Source organism: Cryomorphaceae bacterium (assembly GCA_017798125.1).
Taxonomy (GTDB): domain Bacteria; phylum Bacteroidota; class Bacteroidia; order Flavobacteriales; family ECT2AJA-044; genus ECT2AJA-044.
Genome location: CP059070.1, coordinates 2,057,394 through 2,080,655, shown reverse-complemented (window position 1 = coordinate 2,080,655; position 23,262 = coordinate 2,057,394). Strand labels below are relative to the sequence as shown.

Annotated in this window: 20 protein-coding genes; 11 read left to right on the top strand and 9 right to left on the bottom strand. The window is 48.8% G+C overall.

The features are described 5' to 3' along the window. Nucleotides 1-4: 4 nt before the first annotated feature. Both HZ996_09170 and HZ996_09165 read right to left on the bottom strand, forming a co-directional pair. Nucleotides 5-502: a histidine phosphatase family protein gene (locus HZ996_09170; GenBank protein ID QTN39301.1), complete on the bottom strand. Its 498-nt coding sequence runs from the start codon at nucleotides 500-502 to the stop codon at nucleotides 5-7. A 2-nt stretch (nucleotides 503-504) separates the two neighbouring features. Beyond that, the gene (locus tag HZ996_09165) at nucleotides 505-1,854 is read right to left on the bottom strand and encodes a PhoH family protein (GenBank protein ID QTN39300.1); all 1,350 of its coding nucleotides are present in this window, start codon (nucleotides 1,852-1,854) and stop codon (nucleotides 505-507) included. A 91-nt stretch (nucleotides 1,855-1,945) separates the two neighbouring features. Between HZ996_09165 and HZ996_09160 the strand changes: the two genes are divergently transcribed. After that, nucleotides 1,946-2,443 (top strand): GNAT family N-acetyltransferase, encoded by a 498-nt coding sequence (locus tag HZ996_09160; protein ID QTN39299.1) that lies wholly within the window; start codon nucleotides 1,946-1,948, stop codon nucleotides 2,441-2,443. On the opposite strand, the gene HZ996_09155 is transcribed toward HZ996_09160, so the two are convergent. From HZ996_09155 to HZ996_09140, 4 genes are all read right to left on the bottom strand, one after another. Next, complete coding sequence (locus tag HZ996_09155) at nucleotides 2,440-2,640, bottom strand: helix-turn-helix transcriptional regulator (protein QTN39298.1); 201 nt, start codon at nucleotides 2,638-2,640, stop codon at nucleotides 2,440-2,442. The genes HZ996_09160 and HZ996_09155 overlap by 4 nt on opposite strands. After that, a complete protein-coding gene (locus HZ996_09150) occupies nucleotides 2,630-3,091 on the bottom strand; it encodes a hypothetical protein (protein QTN39297.1) in 462 nt (153 codons plus the stop codon). The genes HZ996_09155 and HZ996_09150 overlap by 11 nt, the downstream gene beginning before the upstream one ends. 202 nt (nucleotides 3,092-3,293) lie before the next feature. Next, nucleotides 3,294-5,210: a molecular chaperone DnaK gene (dnaK, locus tag HZ996_09145; protein ID QTN39296.1), complete on the bottom strand. Its 1,917-nt coding sequence runs from the start codon at nucleotides 5,208-5,210 to the stop codon at nucleotides 3,294-3,296. A gap of 147 nt (nucleotides 5,211-5,357) precedes the next feature. After that, nucleotides 5,358-6,416, bottom strand: a complete 1,059-nt coding sequence (locus HZ996_09140; GenBank protein QTN39295.1) for a DUF4249 family protein — start codon at nucleotides 6,414-6,416, stop codon at nucleotides 5,358-5,360. 67 nt (nucleotides 6,417-6,483) lie between these two features. On the opposite strand from HZ996_09140, the gene HZ996_09135 reads away from it, so the two are divergent. The 4 genes from HZ996_09135 to HZ996_09120 are packed head-to-tail and all read left to right on the top strand — an operon-like array spanning nucleotide 6,484 to nucleotide 9,746. Beyond that, nucleotides 6,484-7,650 (top strand): hypothetical protein, encoded by a 1,167-nt coding sequence (locus tag HZ996_09135; protein ID QTN39294.1) that lies wholly within the window; start codon nucleotides 6,484-6,486, stop codon nucleotides 7,648-7,650. Between the two features lies 1 nt (nucleotide 7,651). Continuing rightward, nucleotides 7,652-8,470 carry a 3-methyl-2-oxobutanoate hydroxymethyltransferase gene (gene panB, locus HZ996_09130; protein ID QTN39293.1) on the top strand — a complete coding sequence of 273 codons (819 nt, stop codon included), beginning with the start codon at nucleotides 7,652-7,654 and terminating at the stop codon, nucleotides 8,468-8,470. An 8-nt stretch (nucleotides 8,471-8,478) separates the two neighbouring features. Then, nucleotides 8,479-9,156 carry an RluA family pseudouridine synthase gene (locus HZ996_09125; GenBank protein QTN40030.1) on the top strand — a complete coding sequence of 226 codons (678 nt, stop codon included), beginning with the start codon at nucleotides 8,479-8,481 and terminating at the stop codon, nucleotides 9,154-9,156. Further along, nucleotides 9,156-9,746 (top strand): rhomboid family intramembrane serine protease, encoded by a 591-nt coding sequence (locus tag HZ996_09120; protein QTN39292.1) that lies wholly within the window; start codon nucleotides 9,156-9,158, stop codon nucleotides 9,744-9,746. Before HZ996_09125 ends, HZ996_09120 begins: the two co-directional genes overlap by 1 nt. Here HZ996_09120 and HZ996_09115 read toward each other — a convergent pair. Next, on the bottom strand, nucleotides 9,733-11,550 hold the full coding sequence (locus tag HZ996_09115; GenBank protein ID QTN39291.1) for a T9SS type A sorting domain-containing protein: 1,818 nt from the start codon (nucleotides 11,548-11,550) through the stop codon (nucleotides 9,733-9,735). The two genes, HZ996_09120 and HZ996_09115, sit on opposite strands and share 14 nt — an antisense overlap. Before the next feature lie 207 nt (nucleotides 11,551-11,757). Between HZ996_09115 and HZ996_09110 the strand changes: the two genes are divergently transcribed. After that, nucleotides 11,758-14,910 (top strand): VCBS repeat-containing protein, encoded by a 3,153-nt coding sequence (locus HZ996_09110; GenBank protein ID QTN39290.1) that lies wholly within the window; start codon nucleotides 11,758-11,760, stop codon nucleotides 14,908-14,910. A 52-nt stretch (nucleotides 14,911-14,962) separates the two neighbouring features. Here the strand turns inward: HZ996_09110 and HZ996_09105 are convergent, their stop codons facing one another. After that, nucleotides 14,963-15,967 carry a ketoacyl-ACP synthase III gene (locus HZ996_09105; protein QTN39289.1) on the bottom strand — a complete coding sequence of 335 codons (1,005 nt, stop codon included), beginning with the start codon at nucleotides 15,965-15,967 and terminating at the stop codon, nucleotides 14,963-14,965. A gap of 180 nt (nucleotides 15,968-16,147) precedes the next feature. On the opposite strand from HZ996_09105, the gene htpG reads away from it, so the two are divergent. The 5 genes from htpG to HZ996_09080 all read left to right on the top strand — a co-directional run bounded on the left by htpG (nucleotide 16,148) and on the right by HZ996_09080 (nucleotide 22,424). Next, entirely contained in the window at nucleotides 16,148-18,025 is a 1,878-nt protein-coding gene (gene htpG, locus HZ996_09100; protein ID QTN39288.1) for a molecular chaperone HtpG, read from the top strand. 103 nt (nucleotides 18,026-18,128) lie between these two features. Further along, the gene (locus HZ996_09095; GenBank protein ID QTN39287.1) at nucleotides 18,129-20,030 is read left to right on the top strand and encodes a response regulator; all 1,902 of its coding nucleotides are present in this window, start codon (nucleotides 18,129-18,131) and stop codon (nucleotides 20,028-20,030) included. Between the two features lies 1 nt (nucleotide 20,031). After that, nucleotides 20,032-20,856, top strand: a complete 825-nt coding sequence (locus HZ996_09090) for a mechanosensitive ion channel (protein ID QTN39286.1) — start codon at nucleotides 20,032-20,034, stop codon at nucleotides 20,854-20,856. Beyond that, nucleotides 20,853-21,134: a DUF427 domain-containing protein gene (locus HZ996_09085; GenBank protein QTN39285.1), complete on the top strand. Its 282-nt coding sequence runs from the start codon at nucleotides 20,853-20,855 to the stop codon at nucleotides 21,132-21,134. Before HZ996_09090 ends, HZ996_09085 begins: the two co-directional genes overlap by 4 nt. Then, nucleotides 21,135-22,424: an rRNA methyltransferase gene (locus HZ996_09080; GenBank protein ID QTN39284.1), complete on the top strand. Its 1,290-nt coding sequence runs from the start codon at nucleotides 21,135-21,137 to the stop codon at nucleotides 22,422-22,424. On the opposite strand, the gene HZ996_09075 is transcribed toward HZ996_09080, so the two are convergent. Next, on the bottom strand, nucleotides 22,413-23,027 hold the full coding sequence (locus tag HZ996_09075; GenBank protein ID QTN39283.1) for an N-acetylmuramoyl-L-alanine amidase: 615 nt from the start codon (nucleotides 23,025-23,027) through the stop codon (nucleotides 22,413-22,415). The genes HZ996_09080 and HZ996_09075 overlap by 12 nt on opposite strands. Nucleotides 23,028-23,262: the final 235 nt, after the last annotated feature.

Here is a 23,262-nt window from a genome sequence, read left to right as displayed (position 1 = left end):
CCCCTTAGTTCTGAATTCGCTTTTTGGGGTAATCGAAGAACATCAACTCGGCATTGCGATCGATTTGGGCCCAAGAGGTTACGTCGAACTTAAGGCAAGCTACCCCTGTGGTCGGAACGTGATCAATGTGGTGCTCAATGCAGTAATTGACAAAATGCGTTATGGTCGGATTGTGTCCAAAAATCATCACGGAGGAATAGTCATCACTCAAAGAGGCCACGAGCTGTCTCAGGTGATGCGTATCAGCGCCGTAAATGGACTCTTCAATCCGCACGTCAGCAAAAGGAATATTCATCCTGCGCGCAAAAATCAAGGCCGTGTGCAAAGCCCGTGTCGCCGGACTGGAAACCAGCAGCTCAGGAAGCTCCCCTTGCTCTGTCAGCCATTCCGCCGTATTGTAAGCGTCCCGCACACCACGTCCTTTCAGCGGCCGATCGACATCGTCCAACTCAGCCATTTTCCAGCTGCTTTTCGCGTGACGTACGATGAATAGCTTCTTCATGATTAGAGGAGTTCGTTCGCCAAGTTTGCCAATTCTGAGCGCTCCCCTTTCTCCAAGGTAATGTGCGCAAACAATCGATTTCCCTTCAGCTTATCGATCAAGTACGAAAGCCCATTAGACTGCGCGTCCAGATAAGGCGTGTCAATTTGATGGATGTCTCCGGTGAAGATGATCTTCGTGTTCTCCCCTGCCCTGGAGATAATCGTTTTGACTTCGTGCGGGGTAAGATTTTGGGACTCATCCACGATAAAGATGACATTCGATAAACTCCGACCGCGTATGTAGGCCAACGGCGTCACGATGATCTTCTCTTGATTGACCATCTCATCAATCCGCTTGTATTCCTTGTCCTGCTCGTTAAACTGGTTCTTGATGAACTTCAAGTTATCCCAGAGCGGCTGCATATAAGGGTTGATCTTAGACTTGATGTCTCCTGGCAAATACCCGATGTCTTTGTTGCTCAAAGGCACGATAGGTCGGGCCAAATACACCTGTTTAAAATTCCGACGCTGCTCCAAACTCCCGGCTAGGGCCAATAGCGTTTTACCCGTTCCAGCGACGCCTTGAAGCGATACGAGTTTAATCTCAGGATTAAGGATGGCATGCATCGCAAAGGTCTGCTCTGCATTTCGCGGCTTTATCCCGTAGGTCATCTTCTTCTCCACCCGCTCCATGGTGTGCTCGAAGGGGTTGTAATAGGTCAATGCCGAGCTTTTGGCGCTCTTAAGGATGTAGTAGTGGTTGTTGACGAGTTCAAAGTGCTTCACCGCTTTATCCGCATCTACGGTCGGAGACTTAAAGAGCGTATCGATAAAGCGCTGGGGCACGCCTTCGACTATGGCCTTCCCAGTGTGCAGGTTCTCAACGTCCTTGATCTTACCGGTCTCGTAATCCTCCGCGTGCATATCCAAGGCTTTGGCCTTCAGGCGCAAGTTGACATCCTTAGTGACCAAGATGACCTTTTTCTTGGGCTCTTCAAGGGTCATGCTCAAGGCGGCGTTCAGGATCTTGTGATCCATCTTCTTGCCTACATACACTTCTTCTGCGTTGATCTTCAGATCGGGCTTGTTCATGATGACCTTGAACTTCCCGCGCTTGGGGCCATTGATCGGCGTCCACTCCTGAAGGCTATGGCTTCCCGACAATTCATCAATGTACCGGATGAACTGCCGTGCCTCAAAATTCTTGGTATCGTTGCCGCGCTTAAACTCATCCAGTTCTTCTAGAACCGTAATGGGAATGGCTACGTTGTGTTCCTCAAAATTCAGAATGGATCGGTGATCGTGAATGATGACCGAGGTGTCCAATACAAAGATTTTCTCCTCCTTTTTTGCCTTCGTTGTCTTCGCCATGGAGTGGTGATTTTTAGCTATAATAGCGTTCTTTCATTAAGAGCACGTTACCACGGATTCATTATTATGAACATTTTATTAAGATAGATTTGTGCCTACGGCACGATGCGCAACCATGCTACACCCCTTCACTCCCGATCACTTCGATTACATCATCCGCTGGGTCGATTCTCCAGAGCTCATGGAGCGCTATTCTGGACCCGATTTTGAATGGCCCTGGACCCGCGAGGTCCTACAAGAATACATCGACACTGTCCACGACCGTGATCGCTTCATGTACAGTCATGAAGACACTATGCTCGGATATGGTGAAGTGCTGTACAACGGGGAGTTTCAACCGCGCTTGGGACGCATACTCATCGGGCCGCAGGCCCATCGAGGAAAAGGACATGGCGCCCAAATGATCCGTGAACTTGTAGCGTACGCCAAACGCCACAATCCCAGGGAGCGCGTTTATCTTTACGTATACACGGACAACGCGCCAGCTATCCGCAGCTATGAGGGCGTTGGGTTTCATTACACCCATGATCACCCCCTGCCCGTGCCCAACATGCCGCACAAACAGGTGCATCTCATGCACCTCGACTAGTCGGTTTCGTCGAGTTCAAAGAGTTCGTGCACGGTGCAGTCAAAAACTTCAGCCATCTTCAAAGCCAACACAGTGGACGGAACATATTTACCGTTTTCAATGGCTATAATGGACTGTCGACTCACACCAATGCGCTCAGCCAATTCAGCTTGAGTGATCTTCTGTCTTGCTCGTTCTACCCGTACATTATTCTTCATCGCGAACGGGTTTTAGTTTCCAGCGGAATCGGGCAACAAAGAGCAGAAGTAGACTGAACATATTGACGGTCATGACCCAAAAGAAGGGCATGTCATAAACAAAGAGAATGGCTACCAGCAAGATGCCGTAGTTCCAATACAAGGCCCATACAAGCGACTCGAGCCGTATGCGCATGATAAATTCATCCTCTTCCTTCTCCTTCGAAAGCGCTACAAAAACGCTACCCAGCAATAGTCCTATGGCGATGAGCTCATCGATCACTACATTTTCAACGACAACGAAGAAACGCTGGTCGCCGAAAATTTCCTCCGTCCAAAAGGCAAAGACGTTCCATTCGGGGCCGTCAATTTCTCCGAGGACTAAATAGATGAGTCCGGCCAACAAGCTCGGCACCAAGAGCAGCCAGCCAATTTTTTTAAATGCGTTGGGAAACAGATAATTGGTTTTCATAAGTGTCATGTTTACTTAACCAAATGTATAGTTTACTTTACACTCGTGCAAGGCATAAAAAACAAAAAGTTGTACTAAAACATTCGCCTACTCAGCCCATTGTGTAATTTAGTTGCACATAGCGCGAAAGTCTACCCTTCGGGGTAGCAACAAAAAAAGCCACTCCCTCGGGAGTGGCTTTTGTATTCAAGTGTTTCTGGACTTATTTCTTGTCGTCCTCTACTTCTTCGAAGTCTACATCAGTGACATCCTCTGCGGCCCCATCTTCCGTAGCTCCTGCTCCTGGATCTGCACCTGCATCACCTGCAGCCCCTTCTTGTTGGGCCTTGTACATTTCCTCAGAAGCATTTTTCCAAGCTTCGTTGATTTTCTCCATGGCAGCGTCAATAGCAGCAAGGTCACGACTTTCGTGCGCTTTCTTCAACTCTTCCAAAGCTCCCTCAATTGGGGCTTTTTTATCGTCAGAAAGCTTGTCTCCGAATTCGCTCAACTGTTTTTCCGTTTGGAAGATCATGGCATCTGCACCATTTACCTTCTCTGCTGTTTCCTTCGCTTCCTTATCCGCATCGGCATTTGCCTCTGCTTCCTTCTTCATGCGTTGGATTTCATCGTCACTCAAGCCACTAGAGGCTTCAATGCGAATACTCTGTTCCTTATTGGTTCCTTTATCCTTCGCACTTACGTTTAGAATACCGTTGGCGTCGATGTCGAAGGTCACCTCAATTTGAGGAACTCCACGCGGTGCTGGTGGAATGCTGTCTAAGTGGAATCGTCCAATTGATTTGTTGTCTGCAGCCATCGGGCGCTCCCCTTGAAGCACGTGAATTTCAACGCTAGGCTGATTATCACTTGCGGTTGAGAATACTTCAGACTTTTTGGTTGGGATGGTTGTGTTCGACTCGATCAATCGGGTCATAACACCTCCCATGGTTTCGATTCCCAAGCTGAGCGGAGTCACATCCAAAAGAAGTACGTCTTGTACATCTCCGGTCAGTACTCCTCCTTGGATTCCAGCTCCAATAGCTACCACCTCGTCAGGATTCACTCCTTTAGATGGTTTCTTTCCAAAGAACTTCTCTACTACCTCCTGAATAGCAGGGATACGGGTCGATCCTCCGACCAAGATGACTTCATCAATCTCAGATGTCGACAATCCTGCGTCCTTCAAAGCCGTTTTACATGGCTCCAAGCTGCGTTGGATCAAGTTATCCGCCAATTGCTCAAACTTTGAGCGGGTCAACGTACGTACCAAGTGCTTTGGTCCGCTTGCAGTAGCTGTGATGTACGGCAAGTTGATTTCGGTTTGCGCTGAGCTCGACAATTCAATCTTAGCTTTCTCTGCAGCATCTTTCAATCGCTGAAGGGCCATTTTATCGTCGCGCAAGTCCATGTTTTCTTCGGACTTGAACTCTTCTGCCAACCAGTCAATAATGACTTGGTCAAAGTCATCTCCACCCAAGTGGGTATCTCCATTGGTCGACTTCACTTCGAATACGCCATCTCCAAGCTCAAGAATAGAGATATCAAAAGTACCTCCACCCAAATCGAATACGGCGATCGTCATGTCTTGATCTTTGCGATCAAGACCGTAGGCCAATGCCGCAGCTGTTGGCTCGTTGATGATTCGACGCACTTTCAAGCCGGCAACTTCACCCGCTTCTTTGGTTGCTTGACGTTGTGAATCGTTGAAGTACGCAGGAACGGTAATCACCGCTTCGGTTACTTCGCTTCCCAAATAGTCCTCAGCAGTCTTCTTCATTTTCTGAAGGACCATAGCCGAGATTTCTTGAGGCGTGTACTTGCGATCATCGATCGCTACACGTACTGTATTGTTGTCTCCTTCCACCACGTTGTAAGGAACGCGCTTAGCTTCTGCAGATACATTTCCGTACTGCTCGCCCATAAAACGCTTGATGGAATAAATCGTTTTCTCAGGGTTGGTGATGGCTTGACGCTTGGCCGGATCACCGACTTTGCGTTCTCCACCTTCCACGAAGGCAACGATGGAAGGCGTAGTGCGCTTTCCTTCGCTGTTCTGGATCACCACCGGCTCGTTTCCTTCCATGACGGCCACACAGGAGTTGGTCGTACCGAGGTCAATTCCGATGATCTTGCTCATTATATAGATATTTAAATTATACTCTTTTTTGGCTGCCGACTAAAGGTCAATGACCGTGCCAATAGGTCCTAAAATGAAAAATGTCAGTTTCACTGCCCCGAAAGGAAGCGAAACTGACATTTTTGCTGACAGTACGTCAGAAATACCTTAGTCCCCGCAGAAGACTGTATCGATCTCGTTGGTTCCCAATACCTCGTATGACGCAAAGCGCAACTCACAGGTTATGGATCCAAGGCTCAAGGAATCATTCGTGTAATTCCGATCGTTGTTGGGGTTGTTCAAATCTCTGAGGATCTTCTCTGAATAACGGCTTTCCGTGTGGCGAGAAGTGAACAAACCAATACCGTTGTTCAAATTCGTGTACGGTGGTCGCTCCTGCACAATACCACCACTTGGCTGGTACACTTGACGGTACAGCGCCATTTCTTCCGTTCCTGAACTCACGTAGAAAGTAATTGCCCGCAGATATCGGTCTACATTCTCATCAACGGGAATCACCGCCAACATGGCCGTGAAGAAGTTCGGATAGGCAATATCATAACCCATTTCCTCTCCACCGTCAATGTCTCTCGACTCGATATCTGACTTGATGCGCCAGGTCGCTTTCTTCATGGTTGAATCCGCCACGTTTCCACGCGGAGTCTCCAAATAGTGTACGTGTGCCCAAAGCTCATAGGTCTTCCCATTTACCGCACTGTTCCATTCCACGCGGAAGTCTCCAGGGCCGGCCAAATTGATTCGTTGTAGGGTAGTTGGACGAACAATACGGAACTCTTGGACCAAGTCTGTTGTACCTTCAGTAGGCGGAGTCGTTTCGTCCGTGATGACATCTAGCTTATAGGTGTGCTCATCGTTCAATACCATTGAAGCGCGATAAATCACTTGATCCGGACTGGCAAAAATGCCATCGGGCTTCGTGCTTTCAACGTTGTATTCGAAGGGGTATACTGTTCCGTCGTCTAAATCAGTCAAAGTAACTTGAATGGTATCTCCGTAGTACAGAGAATCGAATTGCTGGGCCATATCGAGGGCGCTGGCTTCACCGAGGAAGGTTCTTCCGATCTTCAGTTCATGGACTGTATCAGAGTAGTCGATCAATCCATAGACCACCGTCTGCTCGTCTGCTGGAGCATTGATATCGAGGTCTGTTGAACAAGCAGTAATCAGCGCTCCGATGGCGACAAAGGATAGGAGCTTTCTTTTCATAAGCAGCAAAGATAACTAATTTCGTACTTTTGATTTTCGACGCCGAACCCGCATAAAATCACGTTCGATGCACAGGCTCTTATCGATCTTCGCGATCGCTTTTTTCCTTTCTACTCCCCTTCTTGCGCAGCAGAGAATTTATGGCACTTTCGACGTTCCAGCGTTTGTAGAAGACTTTTATGAATCGAAAGGTTCATTCCCAACCATTACTACTGTAGAGAACTACTACACTGTAGATGACAGTTCCTACTTCATGAACCGGAACAACCCCACAACTCCCTTCGCCGTTATGGCGAATTACCCCAATGAGTTGCGCTCTTTTCACCTGAGTTCGAAGCTCAAATTGGGACCTTCCGAAACCAAGGAGCAAATGGTGGGGCTCATCTTCATGTCTCAACGGGACAGTAATTCTGCCTACGTCTTCGAATTCAACCGCAATAAACGATACCGCATTCGCCGAATTCGAAATGGAATGGTCACCATGATGGGGGAAAGTGTAGACGGTTGGGTCAAGTCTAATGCCCTTCTGGGCGTTGACGAATACAATCTTTTGGAGGTGAAGACCGCTAATGGTGACTACGACTTTTACATCAACGGCAGCTTTGTCACTTCCTTCTACGACAACACCTTTGAATTTGGGAATATGGGCTTTTTTCTCGGCCCCATGACCAAGGCAAGAGCAGAGTTCTTCCACGTTTATACTACGGAGCCCAGCTTAGAGGAGGTGGCTAAAACCGAAAACGAGCTGCGCATTGAACAGCTAGAAAAAGAGAATGAAGCCTTAAAAAACGAGTTGGCTCAGAGCCTGGATGCGAAGATCGTAGAGCTTCAAGGGGTCATACAGGTTTTGGAAACACAACTTGTTACGACAAACCGAGACAATGAGGTGCTTCGAGAAGAAATAGCCCAGTACGAAGAAATCCGTTTTTTGGTCGGAAACATTGACAAAGACCTCTTATTGACCTTGAGCCGAAACCTTCGTGAGGAAATGCTGAAGAATCAGGCTTTGACCAACGAGAACGTCCAACTCAAGGACAGCATTGACATCATCTTGGAGGAATACCAAGAATTTAAGCTCAACGTACTCGATAAGATTGTCGACGGGACTTATCAAGTGAGCGAAGCCGCTCCAGTGGTGCCGTCCAACACGGACACCGGAACCACCCCACAGGAGTCAGCAACGCCAACCAAAGAAACTGAACTGCCTAAGCGCAAGGCGAAAAAACGCAATTGATATGAGTGTGCACCGCATTAACGCCAAAAAGGTCACTACGCAGACCCTTCAAGAAATGAAGCGCGCTGGAGAGAAAATCTCCATGTTGACCGCCTATGACTTCACCTTGGCTAAGATTATTGACATGGCAGGCATTGATGTCATCTTGGTCGGAGACTCTGCTTCCAACGTGATGGCCGGCCATGAAACAACCCTGCCGATCACCTTGGACCAGATGATTTATCACGCCTCATCGGTCATTCGAGCGGTCGATCGCGCCCTCGTTGTAGTGGATTTGCCCTTTGGTAGTTATCAAGGCAACAGTAAGGAAGCCTTGAGCTCTTCCATTCGCATCATGAAGGAGTCGGGCGCGCATGCCGTGAAAATGGAAGGCGGCGCTGAAATCGCCGAGAGTATCGAGCGAATTCTAACGGCGGGTATACCTGTTATGGGGCACCTTGGACTCACGCCACAGTCCATATATAAATTCGGAACCTACACGGTTCGAGCCAAGGAAGAAGCGGAAGCACAGAAACTCATTGAAGACGCGAAGTTGTTGGAAGAAACCGGTTGTTTCTCCATTGTATTGGAGAAGGTACCCGCAGCTTTGGCGGCCAAAGTGGCTCAAGAGATCAGCATCCCGGTCATTGGAATTGGTGCGGGCTCCGGAGTCGACGGTCAAGTTTTGGTCCTACATGATATGTTGGGGATGACCCACGAATTCAACCCTCGATTCTTGCGTCGGTACTTGGATTTGAATGAACTCATTACTGGGGCTGTTCAAACCTATGTTGACGATGTGAAAAGCGTTGATTTCCCCAACGAAAGCGAGCAATACTAAAGATGGGCTTGGACGTCCTGTATGAGGACAACCACCTCATCGCTGTCAATAAAAAAGCTGGTGAGCTGGTCCAGGGGGATGAAACGGGTGATCTACCCCTCCCCGACCGAGTGAAATCCTACCTCAAGGAGAAATTCAATAAACCTGGCAATGTCTTCCTCGGCGTCGTTCATCGATTGGACCGCCCTACCAGTGGTACTGTCGTATTTGCGAGGACGAGCAAGGCCTTGAGCCGAATGAATGACCTCTTTCGCCATCGCGAAACCCAGAAGACCTATTGGGCGCTCTGTGAAGATCGTCCCGCGATACCGGAAGGAAAACTCGTGGATTATTTGGCCAAGAACCCCAAACAAAACAAAAGTTATGTAGTCGGCCCCAAGCACCCAAAGGGCAAAAAAGCGGAACTCAGCTATCGCTTACTCGCCAGCCTGGATCGGTATCACCTCATCGAAGTAGACCTTCACACGGGCCGACATCACCAGATTCGGGCGCAGTTGGCGGCGATGGGCTGCATCATTAAAGGAGATCTAAAGTACGGTGCTAAGCGCTCCAATCCGGACGGTAGTATTTCGCTGCACGCGCGTAGGCTGAGCTTCACACATCCCGTTCAAAAGGAAAATCTAACGCTCACGGCCCCTTGTCCAGCAGACAAGGTTTGGCAGGCAGCGGAAAACACCATGCGCTGATGTCGACCATTGCCTTAGTCCTCTTTAATGTCTTAATAAGTCTTCGGGGCTTCAACGACCGCGTCTTTTTCGAGCGTTACCTCTTTCAAGTCGGGAGTATTCTCAACGCCAAAGAATACATCCGAATGCTCTCCAGCGGTTTTCTCCACGGCGGGATGGCCCACTTGGCGTTTAACATGATTGCCCTTTGGTCCTTCGGAGGGCTTGTCGAAGACTTCTTGGGAACGGTACCCTTTCTGATTCTCTACTTCCTATCCTTGATCGGAGGAAACCTCACCTCGCTGTTTCTCCATCGTGAGGAAATGTATTATCGCGCCGTAGGCGCATCTGGAGCCGTTAGCGGCGTTGTTTTCGCCAGTATCCTCCTCTATCCGCAAGGATCCGTCTACGTGTTCTTGATTCCCTTTGCGATCCCTTCTTGGCTGTTTGGGATCGTCTATCTCCTGGTCTCGATCTACGGAATGAGGGCGCAGAACGACAATATTGGTCACGAAGCACACTTTGGCGGTGCCTTATCGGGATTGATTTTGACTTTGTGGTTTCAGCCAGAAAGTGGGACGCGTTTCGTGAATTACTTTATCGGCGGATAATGCGCTGCACGGAGATTTGACCTTGCGCATCTTCTAGATACATCAAGTACATGCCCCCGGCGAACGGAAGCTCTATATAGTCGTTCCACAGCACATCGCGCTTCTCCCAAAGCAATCGACCTCCCGAGCTGTACAGGGAAATGCGCTTGAAGGAACGCTGATCACCCTTCAAAAAGAGACGTCCATCCGAATTCGGATTTGGATAAAGCGTATAGCCTACGGCTCGATGCGCCCCTTCCCCAATAGACACATCCGGCCCTCGATACGCCTCGGCAACCAGGCTGGGCGATTTATCTGCAGCATTGTACATCACTTCGAATGAATCGATCGCCGCCGAAGAATACGTAAACATGTCCGCCAGATACCTCGGTGGTACCGGTTGATACCAAATGCGAACACTGACGTTCAGCGCTCCTTGATAGCCTCCTGTGGGGATGTGGTACTGGATGATGTCCGTTCCAGAGCCTTCAATGCCGTTCTCGTAATTGAAGGTCGGATCGGTTGCCGCAACACCACTGATCTTGGTGCTGTCGTAGCTCGGGTGGAATACCGAGAATCCAGTCGGAGGAATACGGTTATCCTTCAATGCCGTCTTGGCCCGTTCGAGTACGGTGGTCACGTCGTCATTGACATCACCCATCACCTGTTCGTAGATCTGCACCTGGTTAGGGCTGGAAATAACCGGGTGATGCGGCTCGTAGGTTGCATCAATTCCCATCAGTTCATAAGTCGCGTCCAAGGCACCCGAAATAAAGAGTGTATCCAATTGCGTGTCTTGCACCAGAAACTCGATATAGGCCCTTCTTGCCGGATAGCCGCTTGGGAACTTATGTCCGGCCAAATTGGTGAGCTTCAATTCGAAGAAGGCTGTATCTGAAGTCCGGTTGGTTTCATCCAATTCCAATTCTAAGGTGTGTTCCCTGAGGAGGCGCTCACTCCGGGCAATGGTGGAATCAAACTGCTCTGGAGTGGCCGTCAATCCCAGGGATGCAATATTGTCCTTAAGTAGACGAAGCATAAAGCTGTTTCCTCCTACCAAGTGATGCAAGCCATAAGGACGTCTTGGAGCCAAGAAACTGTAATTCGCAGCTATGATGACGTTTTGATCAATCCGCGGTATATGACAGGACTGACATTCCACCTCATTGGTGTTGTAATCCGAGTTCAGCCATTCATGGTAGGTCGCTTGCTCAACGAAATAGTCTCCAGTATAGTTTCCTTGAAGGTCAACCGTCTGTGTAACCAAGCTGTGGCAACTGGCGCAGATTTCAGAATCGTTGATGTGGTTGCTCCACTCTACGTTGAAACCAATGAAACTAGCCATGGGATCCGCGAATGGATTGGGATAGGGTCCGTAAACTGTCTTGTCTGTGGTAAAATCAATTTGCCCACTGAAGTCCAAACCGAGGGAGTCCGGTGGAAGAACCTGATGGCATGATCCGCAATTGACTCCGTCTAGGCCAATGGTATCGGTCAGTAGGTCATTAATACCGTAGTGAGGCTGACCCGTAAAAATGGCCGTATATCTTCCTGCTGGTGCGTGACAGCTGGTACAAACGCTCTCCAAGTCTTGCGCATGTGCTGGGTTAACAAGTACTTCATGGCTTACTTTGGCCCGCCAAAGCGGATCTTTTGCCGAGTTGGCCATCATTGTGGACCTCCAATCATCCGCAATATTGATGTCGTTGCCCAAGGTGTCCACCATCGCCAGGCCAGCTGGGTCAAATCCGTGACATCCCGCGCAAACGCCACTGGTGGCGAAGTAATTGTTGGTATCAATCGGAAGGTCGGTGGTTTGGGCCATAAACAAAGCCATCTCTTCCTCCGAGTGGAAAGAAGAACGCTTTTCCGGCCCAACGCTTCGTGCTACTGTAAGCGTTAGAACGATCAGGGAAAGACCCAAAACATATTTTAACCGACTGCCGTTCATCGTGTATGTCACCTGGGCAAAGTTCCGACTAATGCCCAAAAAAGGCTAATTTTACCCTTTAAAATTACTTGGTTCTCAGGCATGAAACAGCTTTTCGCTCTTCTTTTGTTCACGGGTTTATTCACTAATGCGTTGGCTCAAGCCGGCGGAGAAGATTGTGCTACGGCTACAGTGATCTCCTCCATCCCTTTTGTTGGGACTGGATCTACGAGCGCTGCCGTAGACGACTACCAAGAGACCTGTCCTGATGTGGGCAATCAGGGAGGGGCAAAAGATGTGGTCTATAAGTACACCACTGGAGCTTCCGTTGAATACATCACCTTGAGTCTATGTATTGCTGGCACCAATTACGATAGCCAACTCTATGTCTATCAGGGCAGCTGCTCCTCTGGAACTTCCTATGCCTGCCAAGAAGACGGTTGTCAAAGCCCTGCATACAACAATGCTTACAACAGTGAGATCATTGATCTCATGCTTCAAGCCAATACCGATTATTACATTGTCATTGATGGATACTCCTCTAGCCAGAGTGGTAATTACCAATTGAATGTGGATCCAGGTGTGGCTCCTCCGACAACTCAAATCACCTTTGGAGACAGCACTACGTTACTTCCAACAACCACTATTGCAGCACGTTCCGGTTCTCCAATGGCCATTAGCGACATGAATGGTGATGGTCTGGATGATATTGTACGCCTGCACAACTCACAGACCCTCCTTATCGCGTACCAGCAACCGAATGGAACCTTTACGGAACTGAGCCTTGGTAATGTGGCTCCTTTTGATAAAGTATGGGGAATCACCATCGCGGATGCTGATACCAATGGTTACAACGACATTGCCATTGGTGATTACAACGACGTTCGCATTTACTGGGCTGATTCGGTAGGCGGCGCCTACACTTCTCAGTCAGTGAGTAGTTCTCTCATTTTTGCTCAAGGAATGAATTTCGTGGACATCGATCAGGATGGCCTTGCGGAGCTCTTCGTCTGTAATGACATAAACGAGAGCCACCTTTATCAATATGATGGGAGTTCTTGGAGCCGGGATACTACCTGGCTGGATATGACCACAACCCCTGGGACCGACATGTCCGGTAATTACGCGTCGATGTTTACGGATTTAGACTCTGATGGAGACTTGGACCTATACATCACTAAATGTCGTCAAGGCGTGACGAGTCCGTCCGATGGCCGCCGGATCAACCAGTGGATTGAAAACACCGGTTCCGGCATGTGGGCAGAAAACACCAACACGATCTTAAGAGACAGCGCACAAAGCTGGGTAACGGACTTTGCTGACATTGATAATGACGGCGATTTTGACGCCTTTGTCATGAACCACGATCAAGTGTCCCGATTCTATCGAAACATTGGCGGAGGCCAGTTCGAAGAGATCACGACTCAAGTGGGGCTCACCCAAACCGGATTTGCCGGAATTCAGACCTACTTCCGGGACTTCAACAACGACGGGTTTGTAGATCTGCTGGCAACGGGATCTCAGCACCGCCTTTGGATCAATAATGGTGACACCACCTTTACCCTGGACATTGATCCGTTCGGCGCGGTGAACGACTGGATGCTCAGTTCTGTTGTCGGAGATCTGAACCACGACGGATTTTTAGATCTGTACAGCAGTTACGGAACCATATACAATTCCGCTTCGAGCTCAGCTGTGGATCGCTTGTGGATCAATCAAGCGGCCTCCGGCTTCAATTTCATCGAGCTCGATCTTGTCGGTGTAGTGAGCAATGTCAATGCCATTGGAACAAGGGTCGAAATCTATGGCCCTTGGGGTATTCAAATCCGCGAAGTTCGTGCCGGAGAAGGGTACGGAACTCAAAACAGCTTCATGCAGCACTTTGGCTTGGGATCAACGAACCAAATTGATTCCATGCTGGTCAAATGGCCTTCTGGTACGGTAGACTACCTCTACAACGTCCCTGCAAATCAATTTATGACCATCACCGAAGGTGACTATCCCTTGCCTCCAGTATCATTCTCTGGAGGTGTGAGTTCGAATGTTGCTTCGACCATGGCCACAATAGATGTGCATATGACTCTCCGTGAGGATTTGCCAACGGATGTGTTGTTTGTTTATTGGCCAGAAGGGGGCTTGGATTCTACGGGTTATGGTGGAAACTACACCCTGGGTGGAAGCGGGCCTCAAGTCTTCAATCCTACCTTGAACCTTTTCAATCTCCTCGAAGACACAACATATTACTGGACGCCAATTGCAGGCTTTGATCCTAACGGACAGAACCTCACCTTCTTCTACGATACCTTGACGTTCCAAACATTGCCCGCTCAAATTGATTCCAATACGGTGCTCTTTTCCAATGAACAATCACTGAGCGTTACAGACTCTTCTGCGACACTACAGGTCGATATGGAACTTCGTCAAGACTACGATACCGACGTCACCTTTACCTATTGGATTGATGGAGGAGCGCCTCAAGCGTTCAATGGAGGTACGTTTAACCTCGGGGGTTCGGGAACGCAAGTATTCCAGCCTCAAGTGAATTTGGTAGGGTTGACTGACGATACCACATACCACTGGACCGTGGAGGCCGTTTTGGACCCCAGTGGGAACAACTGGTTGTTTACCAACGATACCTTGAGTTTTATGACGCCGGTTAAGGTATTTGATTCCATCCCTGTGGAATTCTCCAATTTGACAGCGAACGGAGGGATTTATGAAGTATTCGCTGAAGTGGACATGAAGCTCCGAGAGGACTCCCTAACTGATGTGAACTGGTTCCTTTCTCACACAGATTCTGCACAATGGAGATCGGTATACGCAGGAGTATACAACCTGAATGGAGGCGGAACCCAGACCTTCAACGTGATGAACACACTGTGGGCCTATCCCCTTTCGCTCTATGATGTCTACGCCGAAGCGACCTTCAACGTAAGTGGAAGCAGTACCAAATTCTACAGCGATACGGTACAGGTTCAAACCAATGTAAACTCCTTGAACGAGCTCGGTGAACATGCGGTCACGGTATTCCCGCAACCGACCAACGGCCCCATATCTGTGGAGCTTTCCCCTGCGGTACGCTCTGTTCAGCCGACTTATGTCATTTATGATGTTGAAGGAAAACGAATCATTGAAGGTCCCTCGGTGAGCTCGGACTTTGAATTCGATTTGAGCGAGTATCCCTCAGGGGTATACTTCCTGACCTTGACGGGAAACAATGGTGCCACGGGCACCTACCGAATCATCAAGCAATAAAAAAGGCGCCCTGTGGGGCGCCTTTTTAGCATCGAGCCGTAGGCTCAAATCATTAGAATCGAAGGAGCGCGCTGGCCCAAGTGAATCCCGAACCGAAGGCCGCGAGCATCACGAGGTCTCCGTCTTTTACTTTTCCTTCTTGTACGGCTTCAGAAAGGGCAATCGGAATGGATGCCGCTGTCGTATTTCCGTAACGCATGATGTTGTTATAAACCTGGTCAGGGCCCAGTTCCATCTTCTTCTGAATGAACTGCGCAATCCGCAAGTTTGCTTGGTGAGGGACCAACATGTCAATGTCGGACGGCTTGTAGCCATTGGACATCAAGGCTTCCATGATCACTTCGGCAAAACGGGTAACGGCGTGCTTGAACACGAAGTTCCCGTTCATATACGGGTAATACGAGGTATCGTCAGGGTCGTTTTCTTCCATGATGGTATCGACCCAGCGACGAGTTGCCGGCCCGATGAGCGCCAATTCCTCAGCATGCTTTCCTTCAGAATGCAAGTGCGTGGAAAGAATTCCTCGATCGTCACCTTCGTAGCGCTGTAAAACCGCTGCTCCAGCTCCGTCACCGAAAATCACGGAAACACCCCGTCCTCGCGTGGTCATTTCCAGTCCTCCACTGTGGTATTCAGAACCGATAACCAAGACGTTTTTATACATACCCGTCTTGATAAACTGGTCCGCCACGGAGAGCGCGTAGACGAATCCAGAACATTGATTCCGGACGTCTAAAGCGCCAATTTCTTTAATACCGAGCTGCTCTTGAACCTGGACTCCTGGTCCTGGGAAGTAGTAGTCTGGACTCAGTGTAGCAAAAACAATGAAGTCAATATCGTCCTTGGAAACCCCAGCATTTTCAATCGCCATGATGGCGGCCTTGGTTCCCATTGTACTTGTGGTGTCCTCAACGCCGTCCGCAAAACGGCGCTCCTTAATCCCCGTGCGCTCCTGGATCCATTGATCGTTGGTGTCCATGAGTTCCGACAGATCGTCGTTGGTCACCACCTTAGGCGGAACATAATGCCCCATGCCCACGATGCGTGATTGATACATATGTGTAGTCTGTTTTGGTTATGCTTACTGGCCTCGTGCCTCAACGGCAGTTATCCAACGTGCTCGGTGAATATACGCAAATATTGTCTCGAGGGTTCAGCCATATTGACAGCAGGCTGTCAGAAAGAAGCCCTTGGCACAGAACTTGACTATTGCAGAATCAAACCAAAGAAATACATCATGGCCAAAGGAAAGATTAACGTTCAGTCGGAGAATATTTTCCCGATCATCAAGAAGTTTCTCTACAGCGACCACGAAATATTCGTCCGCGAATTGATCTCCAATGCGGTGGACGCTACCCAGAAGTTACAGACACTCGCTCGTCTGGGAGAATTCAATGGCGAGATCGGTGAAACCCGAATTGAGGTTTCTATCGATAAAGAAGCTAAAACATTGACCTTCAAGGACCGAGGACTCGGAATGACCGGAGAAGAGGTCAAGAAATACATCAACCAAGTCGCCTTCTCCGGTGCCAAGGAATTCATGTCCCAATACGAGGGGCAAATGGATGGAGCGGGTATCATTGGGAACTTCGGACTTGGTTTTTACTCCTCGTTCATGGTCTCCGATAAGGTGGAGATCAACACCAAGTCTTTCAAAGAAGGTGAAGGTACTGAAGCCGTTCGTTGGGAATGTGAAGGTGACCCTGAGTACCGTTTAACCAAGAGCAAGAAAGAAGAACGTGGAAGTGAAATCATCCTCCACATCAGTGAGGATTCTGAGGAATTCTTGGAAGAGTCCAGAATTCGAGAAATCCTGAACAAATACTGTAAGTTCCTTCCCGTTGAAATTCAATTTGGAACTAAAGAAGTTACCGAAGGTGAAGGCGATGACGCTGTAACAGAAGTCGTTCCTGACATCATCAACAACCCAGCTCCAGCATGGACCAAGGCTCCATCAAGCTTGGAAGAAGAAGACTACAAGAACTTCTATCGCGAGCTTTATCCGATGCAGTTCGACGAGCCGCTCTTCCACATTCACTTGAACGTGGACTATCCGTTCAACTTGACTGGAGTATTGTTCTTCCCTAAAATCAAGAACAACATCGAGGTACAAAAGGACAAGATCCAGTTGTACAGCAATCAGGTCTTTGTGACGGACAGCGTTGAAGGTATTGTACCTGACTTTTTGACTTTGTTGCAAGGGGTGATTGACTCTCCGGATATTCCGTTGAACGTGTCGCGCTCATACTTGCAGAGCGATAGCAATGTGAAGAAAATCTCTTCACACATCACCAAAAAAGTAGCGGACAAACTGGAAGAACTCTTCAAGAATGATCGCGAACGCCTAGAATCCATTTGGGAAGACATCAAGGTCATTATTGAGTATGGAATGCTCAGCGAAGAGAAGTTCTTTGAGAAAGCGAAGAAATTCAACCTATACCCGAATGTAGAGGGCAAGCATTTCACGTTTGAGGAGTACACCGAAAAGGTAAAAGATGCGCAAACGGATAAGGATGGAAAGCTGGTCATCTTGTATACCAACAATCCAGAAGAGCAGCACGGTTTCATTGAAGAGGCCAAAGGTTTCGGATACGACGTGTTGAACTTGGATAGTCCCATCGTAGGACACCTTTTGCAGCGTCTAGAAATGGACGGAGACAAAGTATCCTTCGCTCGTGTGGACAGTGACCCTATTGAAAAGCTCATCGCCAAGGACGACGAGCATCCAAGCAAGCTTTCAGAAGAGGAAAAAGAAGCATTGAAGCCGGTTATTGAAGCCGCTCTTCAAGGAGCAGAATTCACGGTGGCTTTGGAGGCCCAGAGTGAAAAATCTCCGGCCTTTTCTATAACACAGCCCGAGTTCATGCGCCGAATGAAGGAAATGAGCATGACCGGCGGCGGCATGATGGGTATGGGTAATTTGCCGGACAGCTTCAATCTGATTGTGAATGTCAACCATCCATTGGTCGGACGAATCCAAGGAGAGTCGGACGAAAACAAACGAACGGCGCTGATTAATCAAGGTGTAGATTTGGCCAAGCTGAGTCAAAACATGCTTAAGGGTGAGGCGCTTACCAGCTTCATCAAGCGCAGCTACGATTTGATCGACGCATAAGCATGGAACAATATCAAGTGAAAAGGCTACCTCTAGAGGTGGCCTTTTTTTGTTTCTAATCTGCGAGAAGTCGTACATTCACTAGCCCTCTCAAAACAACGCTATGAACTCCACCCTTCGATATACGCTCTACGGAGCGCTGTTCGGATTGTTCTTCCCGCTGGTAGCGACCATTATTCGCGCCCAAGACCATCCAGAGCTCTCCATTACAGAACTGCATCACCAAGACGGCCTTCTTCTCATTATCGACACCGCACCCTTCTTTTTGGGCCTTTTTGCCTCTTTTGCCGGCCGCCGCGAAGACCGACTTATTGAATACAATCGGTCTCTAGAAGACAAAGTCATTGAGCGCACTCAAAAACTTGAAAAGCAAAAGGTCCAGCTCGAAATAGAGGTCAAGAGGCGCGAAGAATATGAGCAAGAACTCATTGCGGCCAAAGAAGAAGCGGAAGCCGGTGCTCGAGCAAAGTCGCAGTTCCTGTCAACCATGAGTCACGAAATTCGCACACCGATGAATGCGGTGATTGGCATGTCGGGATTATTGGCGGAGACGAAACTATCTGAAGAGCAAGATGACTACGTGCGCACCATCAAGGTCTCTGGAGAGAATCTGCTCGGGGTGATTAACAACATCTTGGACTACTCCAAGATTGAATCCGGAAAGTTGGAATTGGAACACGCCGAGTTCTATGTGGCTGATATCGTGGAAGATACTTTTGATTTGATCAGCAGTGTTGCGCGTTCTAAGAACTTGGAATTAATGTACTTCCTCGAAGAGGATGTCCCCCATTCTATGATCTCCGATTCCACGCGCTTACGCCAAGTCCTAGTCAACTTGGCCAACAACGCCGTCAAGTTCACCGAAAAAGGCGAAATCTATTTGAATGTGAGTGCGCAGCGAACGGAACGGGGTCCAGAACTTCTCTTTCACTTGGAAGATACCGGTATCGGTATTCCGGAGGATCGATTGCACCGACTCTTTCAGAGCTTTACCCAGGTAGACGCCTCCACTACTCGACGATACGGCGGCACGGGCCTTGGTTTGGCCATATGTAAAAAGATTGTTGAAGCTCTTGGAGGACGCATCTGGGTTCGCAGCACCGAAGGAAAAGGGACGAGCTTCTTCTTTACAGTCCCACTGGTAAAAGGCACAGAGCTTTCCGCTAAAAAACACATCATTGACCTTCACCAATTAGAACACAAGAATCTACTCCTGTTGGATGACAACAAAACGAACTTGAAGATTCTAGAAAAACAATTGGCTCCTCTAGATGTCCGCTTTGAGAGCACTACAGACCCATTGGAGGCCTTGCGGTGGGTAAAGGACGGTGAGAAAAACTTCGACTTGGCCTTGGTGGATATGAATATGCCTGATTTGGACGGTCTCCAATGGACCGAAAACATCCGACACGAGTTCTCTAAAAAAGACCTGCCGGTGATTATTCTCTCCAGTATTGGCGATTTGATTCATCAAGACGATCGAGCGGAATTGAATGGGTATTTGACAAAACCGGTCAGCAGGCTGCGGTTGTACAAGCAAATTGCGAAAGCGCTGGGCCTTGATCATCGAATCGACACAGAGTCTGAGTCGGACAATTTATTCCGCCAAGAGGTAAAGCCCGAAGAAGGCGAAAACCGAGTTCGGATCTTGGTTGCCGAAGACAATCCGATCAATCAAAAAGTGATTACCCACATGCTTGGGAAACTCGGATATGAACCAAACTTGGCAGCGAACGGATTGGAAGCCCATGAACTTTGCGAACAGATCGATTTCGACTTAGTCTTTATGGACATGGAAATGCCTGAAATGGACGGACTGGATTCGACCCGAAAAATTCTATCTTCGGACAAGCAACATAAACCCTTGATCATAGCCATGACGGCGAACGCCATGGTAGAAGACCAACAGCGATGTATTGAAGCCGGTATGTCCGACTTTATCGCCAAACCCTTCACCATTCAGATCGTCCAGGACATGATCCAACAACATTTTAATACGCTATAGAATGGAAAACATCGATCAGTTGACTGAAAAAGGTTGGAACCTGTTAACAGAATTTGGCCCCAAGGTCGTTGGCGCCATCCTGGTCCTCATTATTGGATTGCGCATCATCAAGGTCATCACCAAACAGACCGTTAAAATCATGGAGAAAAGGGATGTCGATGAGACCTTGCGCCCCTTCATGAAAAGTTTGGTGAGTTGGGGCTTAAAGGCACTTCTGGTCATTTCTGTGGCCGGAATGGTCGGAATTGCAACCACGTCTTTTGTCGCCGTACTCGGTGCCGCGGGTTTAGCCATTGGACTCGCCTTTCAAGGATCGCTTGCCAATTTAGCCGGTGGTGTATTGCTCTTGATCTTCAAGCCCTTCAAAGTGGGCGATTTAATCGAGGCTCAGGGACACTTAGGGGTCGTTGAAGAGATCCAGATTTTTGTCACCAAGATTTTGACTCCACAAAACCGCTTGGTCATTCTTCCCAACGGAGCTCTGAGTAATGGCTCCATGAAGAACTATAGTGCCAAGGAGTTCGTCCGGATTGATCTAACCTTTGGAATTAGCTACAGCGACGATATAGCTAAGGCCAAAGAGGTCCTGCTCAAAGTTTTGAGCGAACATCCCAAATCTTTAGAGGACCCAGCTCCATTTGTAGGCGTATCCGGCCTGGGAGACAGTTCTGTCGAAATTGCCGCACGACCACACTGTCACCCAGATGATTATTGGGATGTTTACTTCGATTGTATCGAACGAGGAAAAATTGAACTTGAGGCTGCGGGAATCGTTATTCCATTCCCACAACGAGATGTACATCTCCATCAAAACGCACAAGCATGAAAGCTATTTGGAAAGGACAAGTGATTGCAGAATCAGAAGACACGATTGTCGTAGAAAACAATCACTATTTCCCACCAGAATCCATTAAGTCCGAATTCTTCTCAGACAGCGACTACCATACTGTTTGCCCTTGGAAAGGAACAGCGAGTTACCGTCACGTCAAAGTAGACGGTGAGGTCAATGAAAACGCCTCTTGGTACTACCCCAACACCAAGAGTGCCGCTGAGAAAATCAAGAACTACGTGGCCTTTTGGCGCGGGGTCGAAGTGGTTGAATAAGTGAACACCCCCCTACCGGAAGAATTTGTTTTGCGCCTACGGCGCGATGCACCTCTGCGTGCGACAAACCTTCTCAAGTCCTTAGATGAAGACCCAACACTGAGTATTCGTTGGAATTCCTGGAAGCGTCCTGCTCCAGACCTAGAACCGGTCGCGTGGAGCTCCCACGGGTACTATCTTGATCACAGACCCGTTTTTGCCGCCGATCCTTGGTGGCATGCCGGCGTATACTACGTTCAAGAACCAAGCAGCATGTTGCTCGAGCAAGCTCTTCTTCATCTTGGAGCGATTTTACCGGAAAGCGCCCACGCATTGGATCTTTCGGCAGCTCCCGGAGGAAAAACCCTCCTTCTAGACCAGTGTCTACCCGATTCACATTACATCACGGCCAACGAAATCATTCCGAAACGGGCATCTATTTTAAAGGAAAACGTTCTGCGCTGGGGAAGCCCGCGTATTGCCGTGACCAATAATGCGCCGGAGCATTTCACTCCGCATGAAGAGACCTTCGATCTAGTGGTCGTCGACGCGCCCTGTTCAGGAGAAGGAATGTTTCGCAAAGATGAGACTGCGCGGAAGGAGTGGACTCCGGAGTCAGGCCAACAGTGCAGCACCCGACAAAGCCAAATCTTGGACGACGTATGGCCTGCCTTAAAACCTGGCGGATTCTTGCTTTACTCTACTTGTACCTTTGATCCCGCTGAGAATCTTGATGCTTGGTCACATTTGAATGCTCGAGTCTTAGAGGTTCCTTTAAACCGAGACTGGGGAATTGAGCGCATTGGAAACGCCGAGCGCTTTGGATATCAATGCTATACGGATCAAGTGCGTGGTGAAGGATTTTTCTTTACCCTTCTTCAAAAACCGGGGACTCTTGTCTCTAGCGATGTGCGCTCGTCTACTGGTGCTCCTGAAGTTCCATGGGCCCTGAAGGCCACTCAAACACCTCGTGAAGTACTCCTAAATGGTATTAGATATATTTCAAAAGGCCCTCAACTGAGCGAGGAAAAAGGGGGTGAACTTAGGCCTACCACAGAGGCCGTTTGGAGCCGTGCATGCCGGGTCGATCTTCCGCACATCGAACTCGACCGAGACCAAGCCTTGTCCTATCTCCACGGTGGAGATCTCCGCATTGAGGCCACGGACCCAGGAATGGTCGTTCTCGCATATCGGGACGTACCCTTAGGAATGGGCAAACAAGTTCGCGGCCGAATCAACAACGGATATCCCAAGGGCTATCGTTTACGCAAACACCCTTCATCTTTAGAGGCCGGGGCTTTACCCTGGTAGACCGTTTGCTTCAATGTGTTGCATGGCTGTAAAATGGGCCATCGCTATTTTATCCCGTCCCTCCCGAGTCATCAAGATATCCTTACATTCCTCTTCATTATCCATAAAAAAGTTCTCCGTGAGGACCGCTGGCATCAAGGTCTTTCGAAGCACGTAGAAATTAGCCTCCTTGTCGACGTCTCCATCGGAGACATCACTTCGCATAGCTTTGTGCGGGAATTGCTGTTTAAAGTGGTCGAAAAATACCGTAGCCACACGGTCCGAACGAGTCTCGCCCTTACTCGTAAATACCTCATACCCTCGCCCTCCGCCAGCATTGCTGTGCACGCTAACGTAAATACAGGAGTCTTGAGGATGGTACGCATTCGCTCTCCTCACACGCTCTCCCAAACTCACATCCTCGAGCTCGGGAACAATGTTTTGGTACCGGATACCCTCGGGTACACACAGTTCGATTAAGCGGTTAACAATAGCTCTATTGAACTCTCCTTCAAAGAGTTGGGTGCCGTCGTCCCAAAGAGGGCTTCGCTTCCCTGGCGTTTGGTATACGCCATCCATGACGCCGCCGTGACCATTGTCCAGCAGCCATAAAAATTGTCCCATCGGTGGTGTTTTGGCTTGAAGTTAATATTTTCCTAACTTCCATCTTCCTGCTGATTGCAGGAAGTTTATCTACTTTGGCTTTGAGCATCATGGACTTCCGCTCGGTCACGAAACACCTGTCTTACATCTTGCATATTTAGGACTGACCTCTCCTCAACCCCGCCACCTAAAAAAGAGAGGATCGCAACCTAGTTTCACATCCCACCGTGAGGTGGTGTGCATGTCGAATACTTAA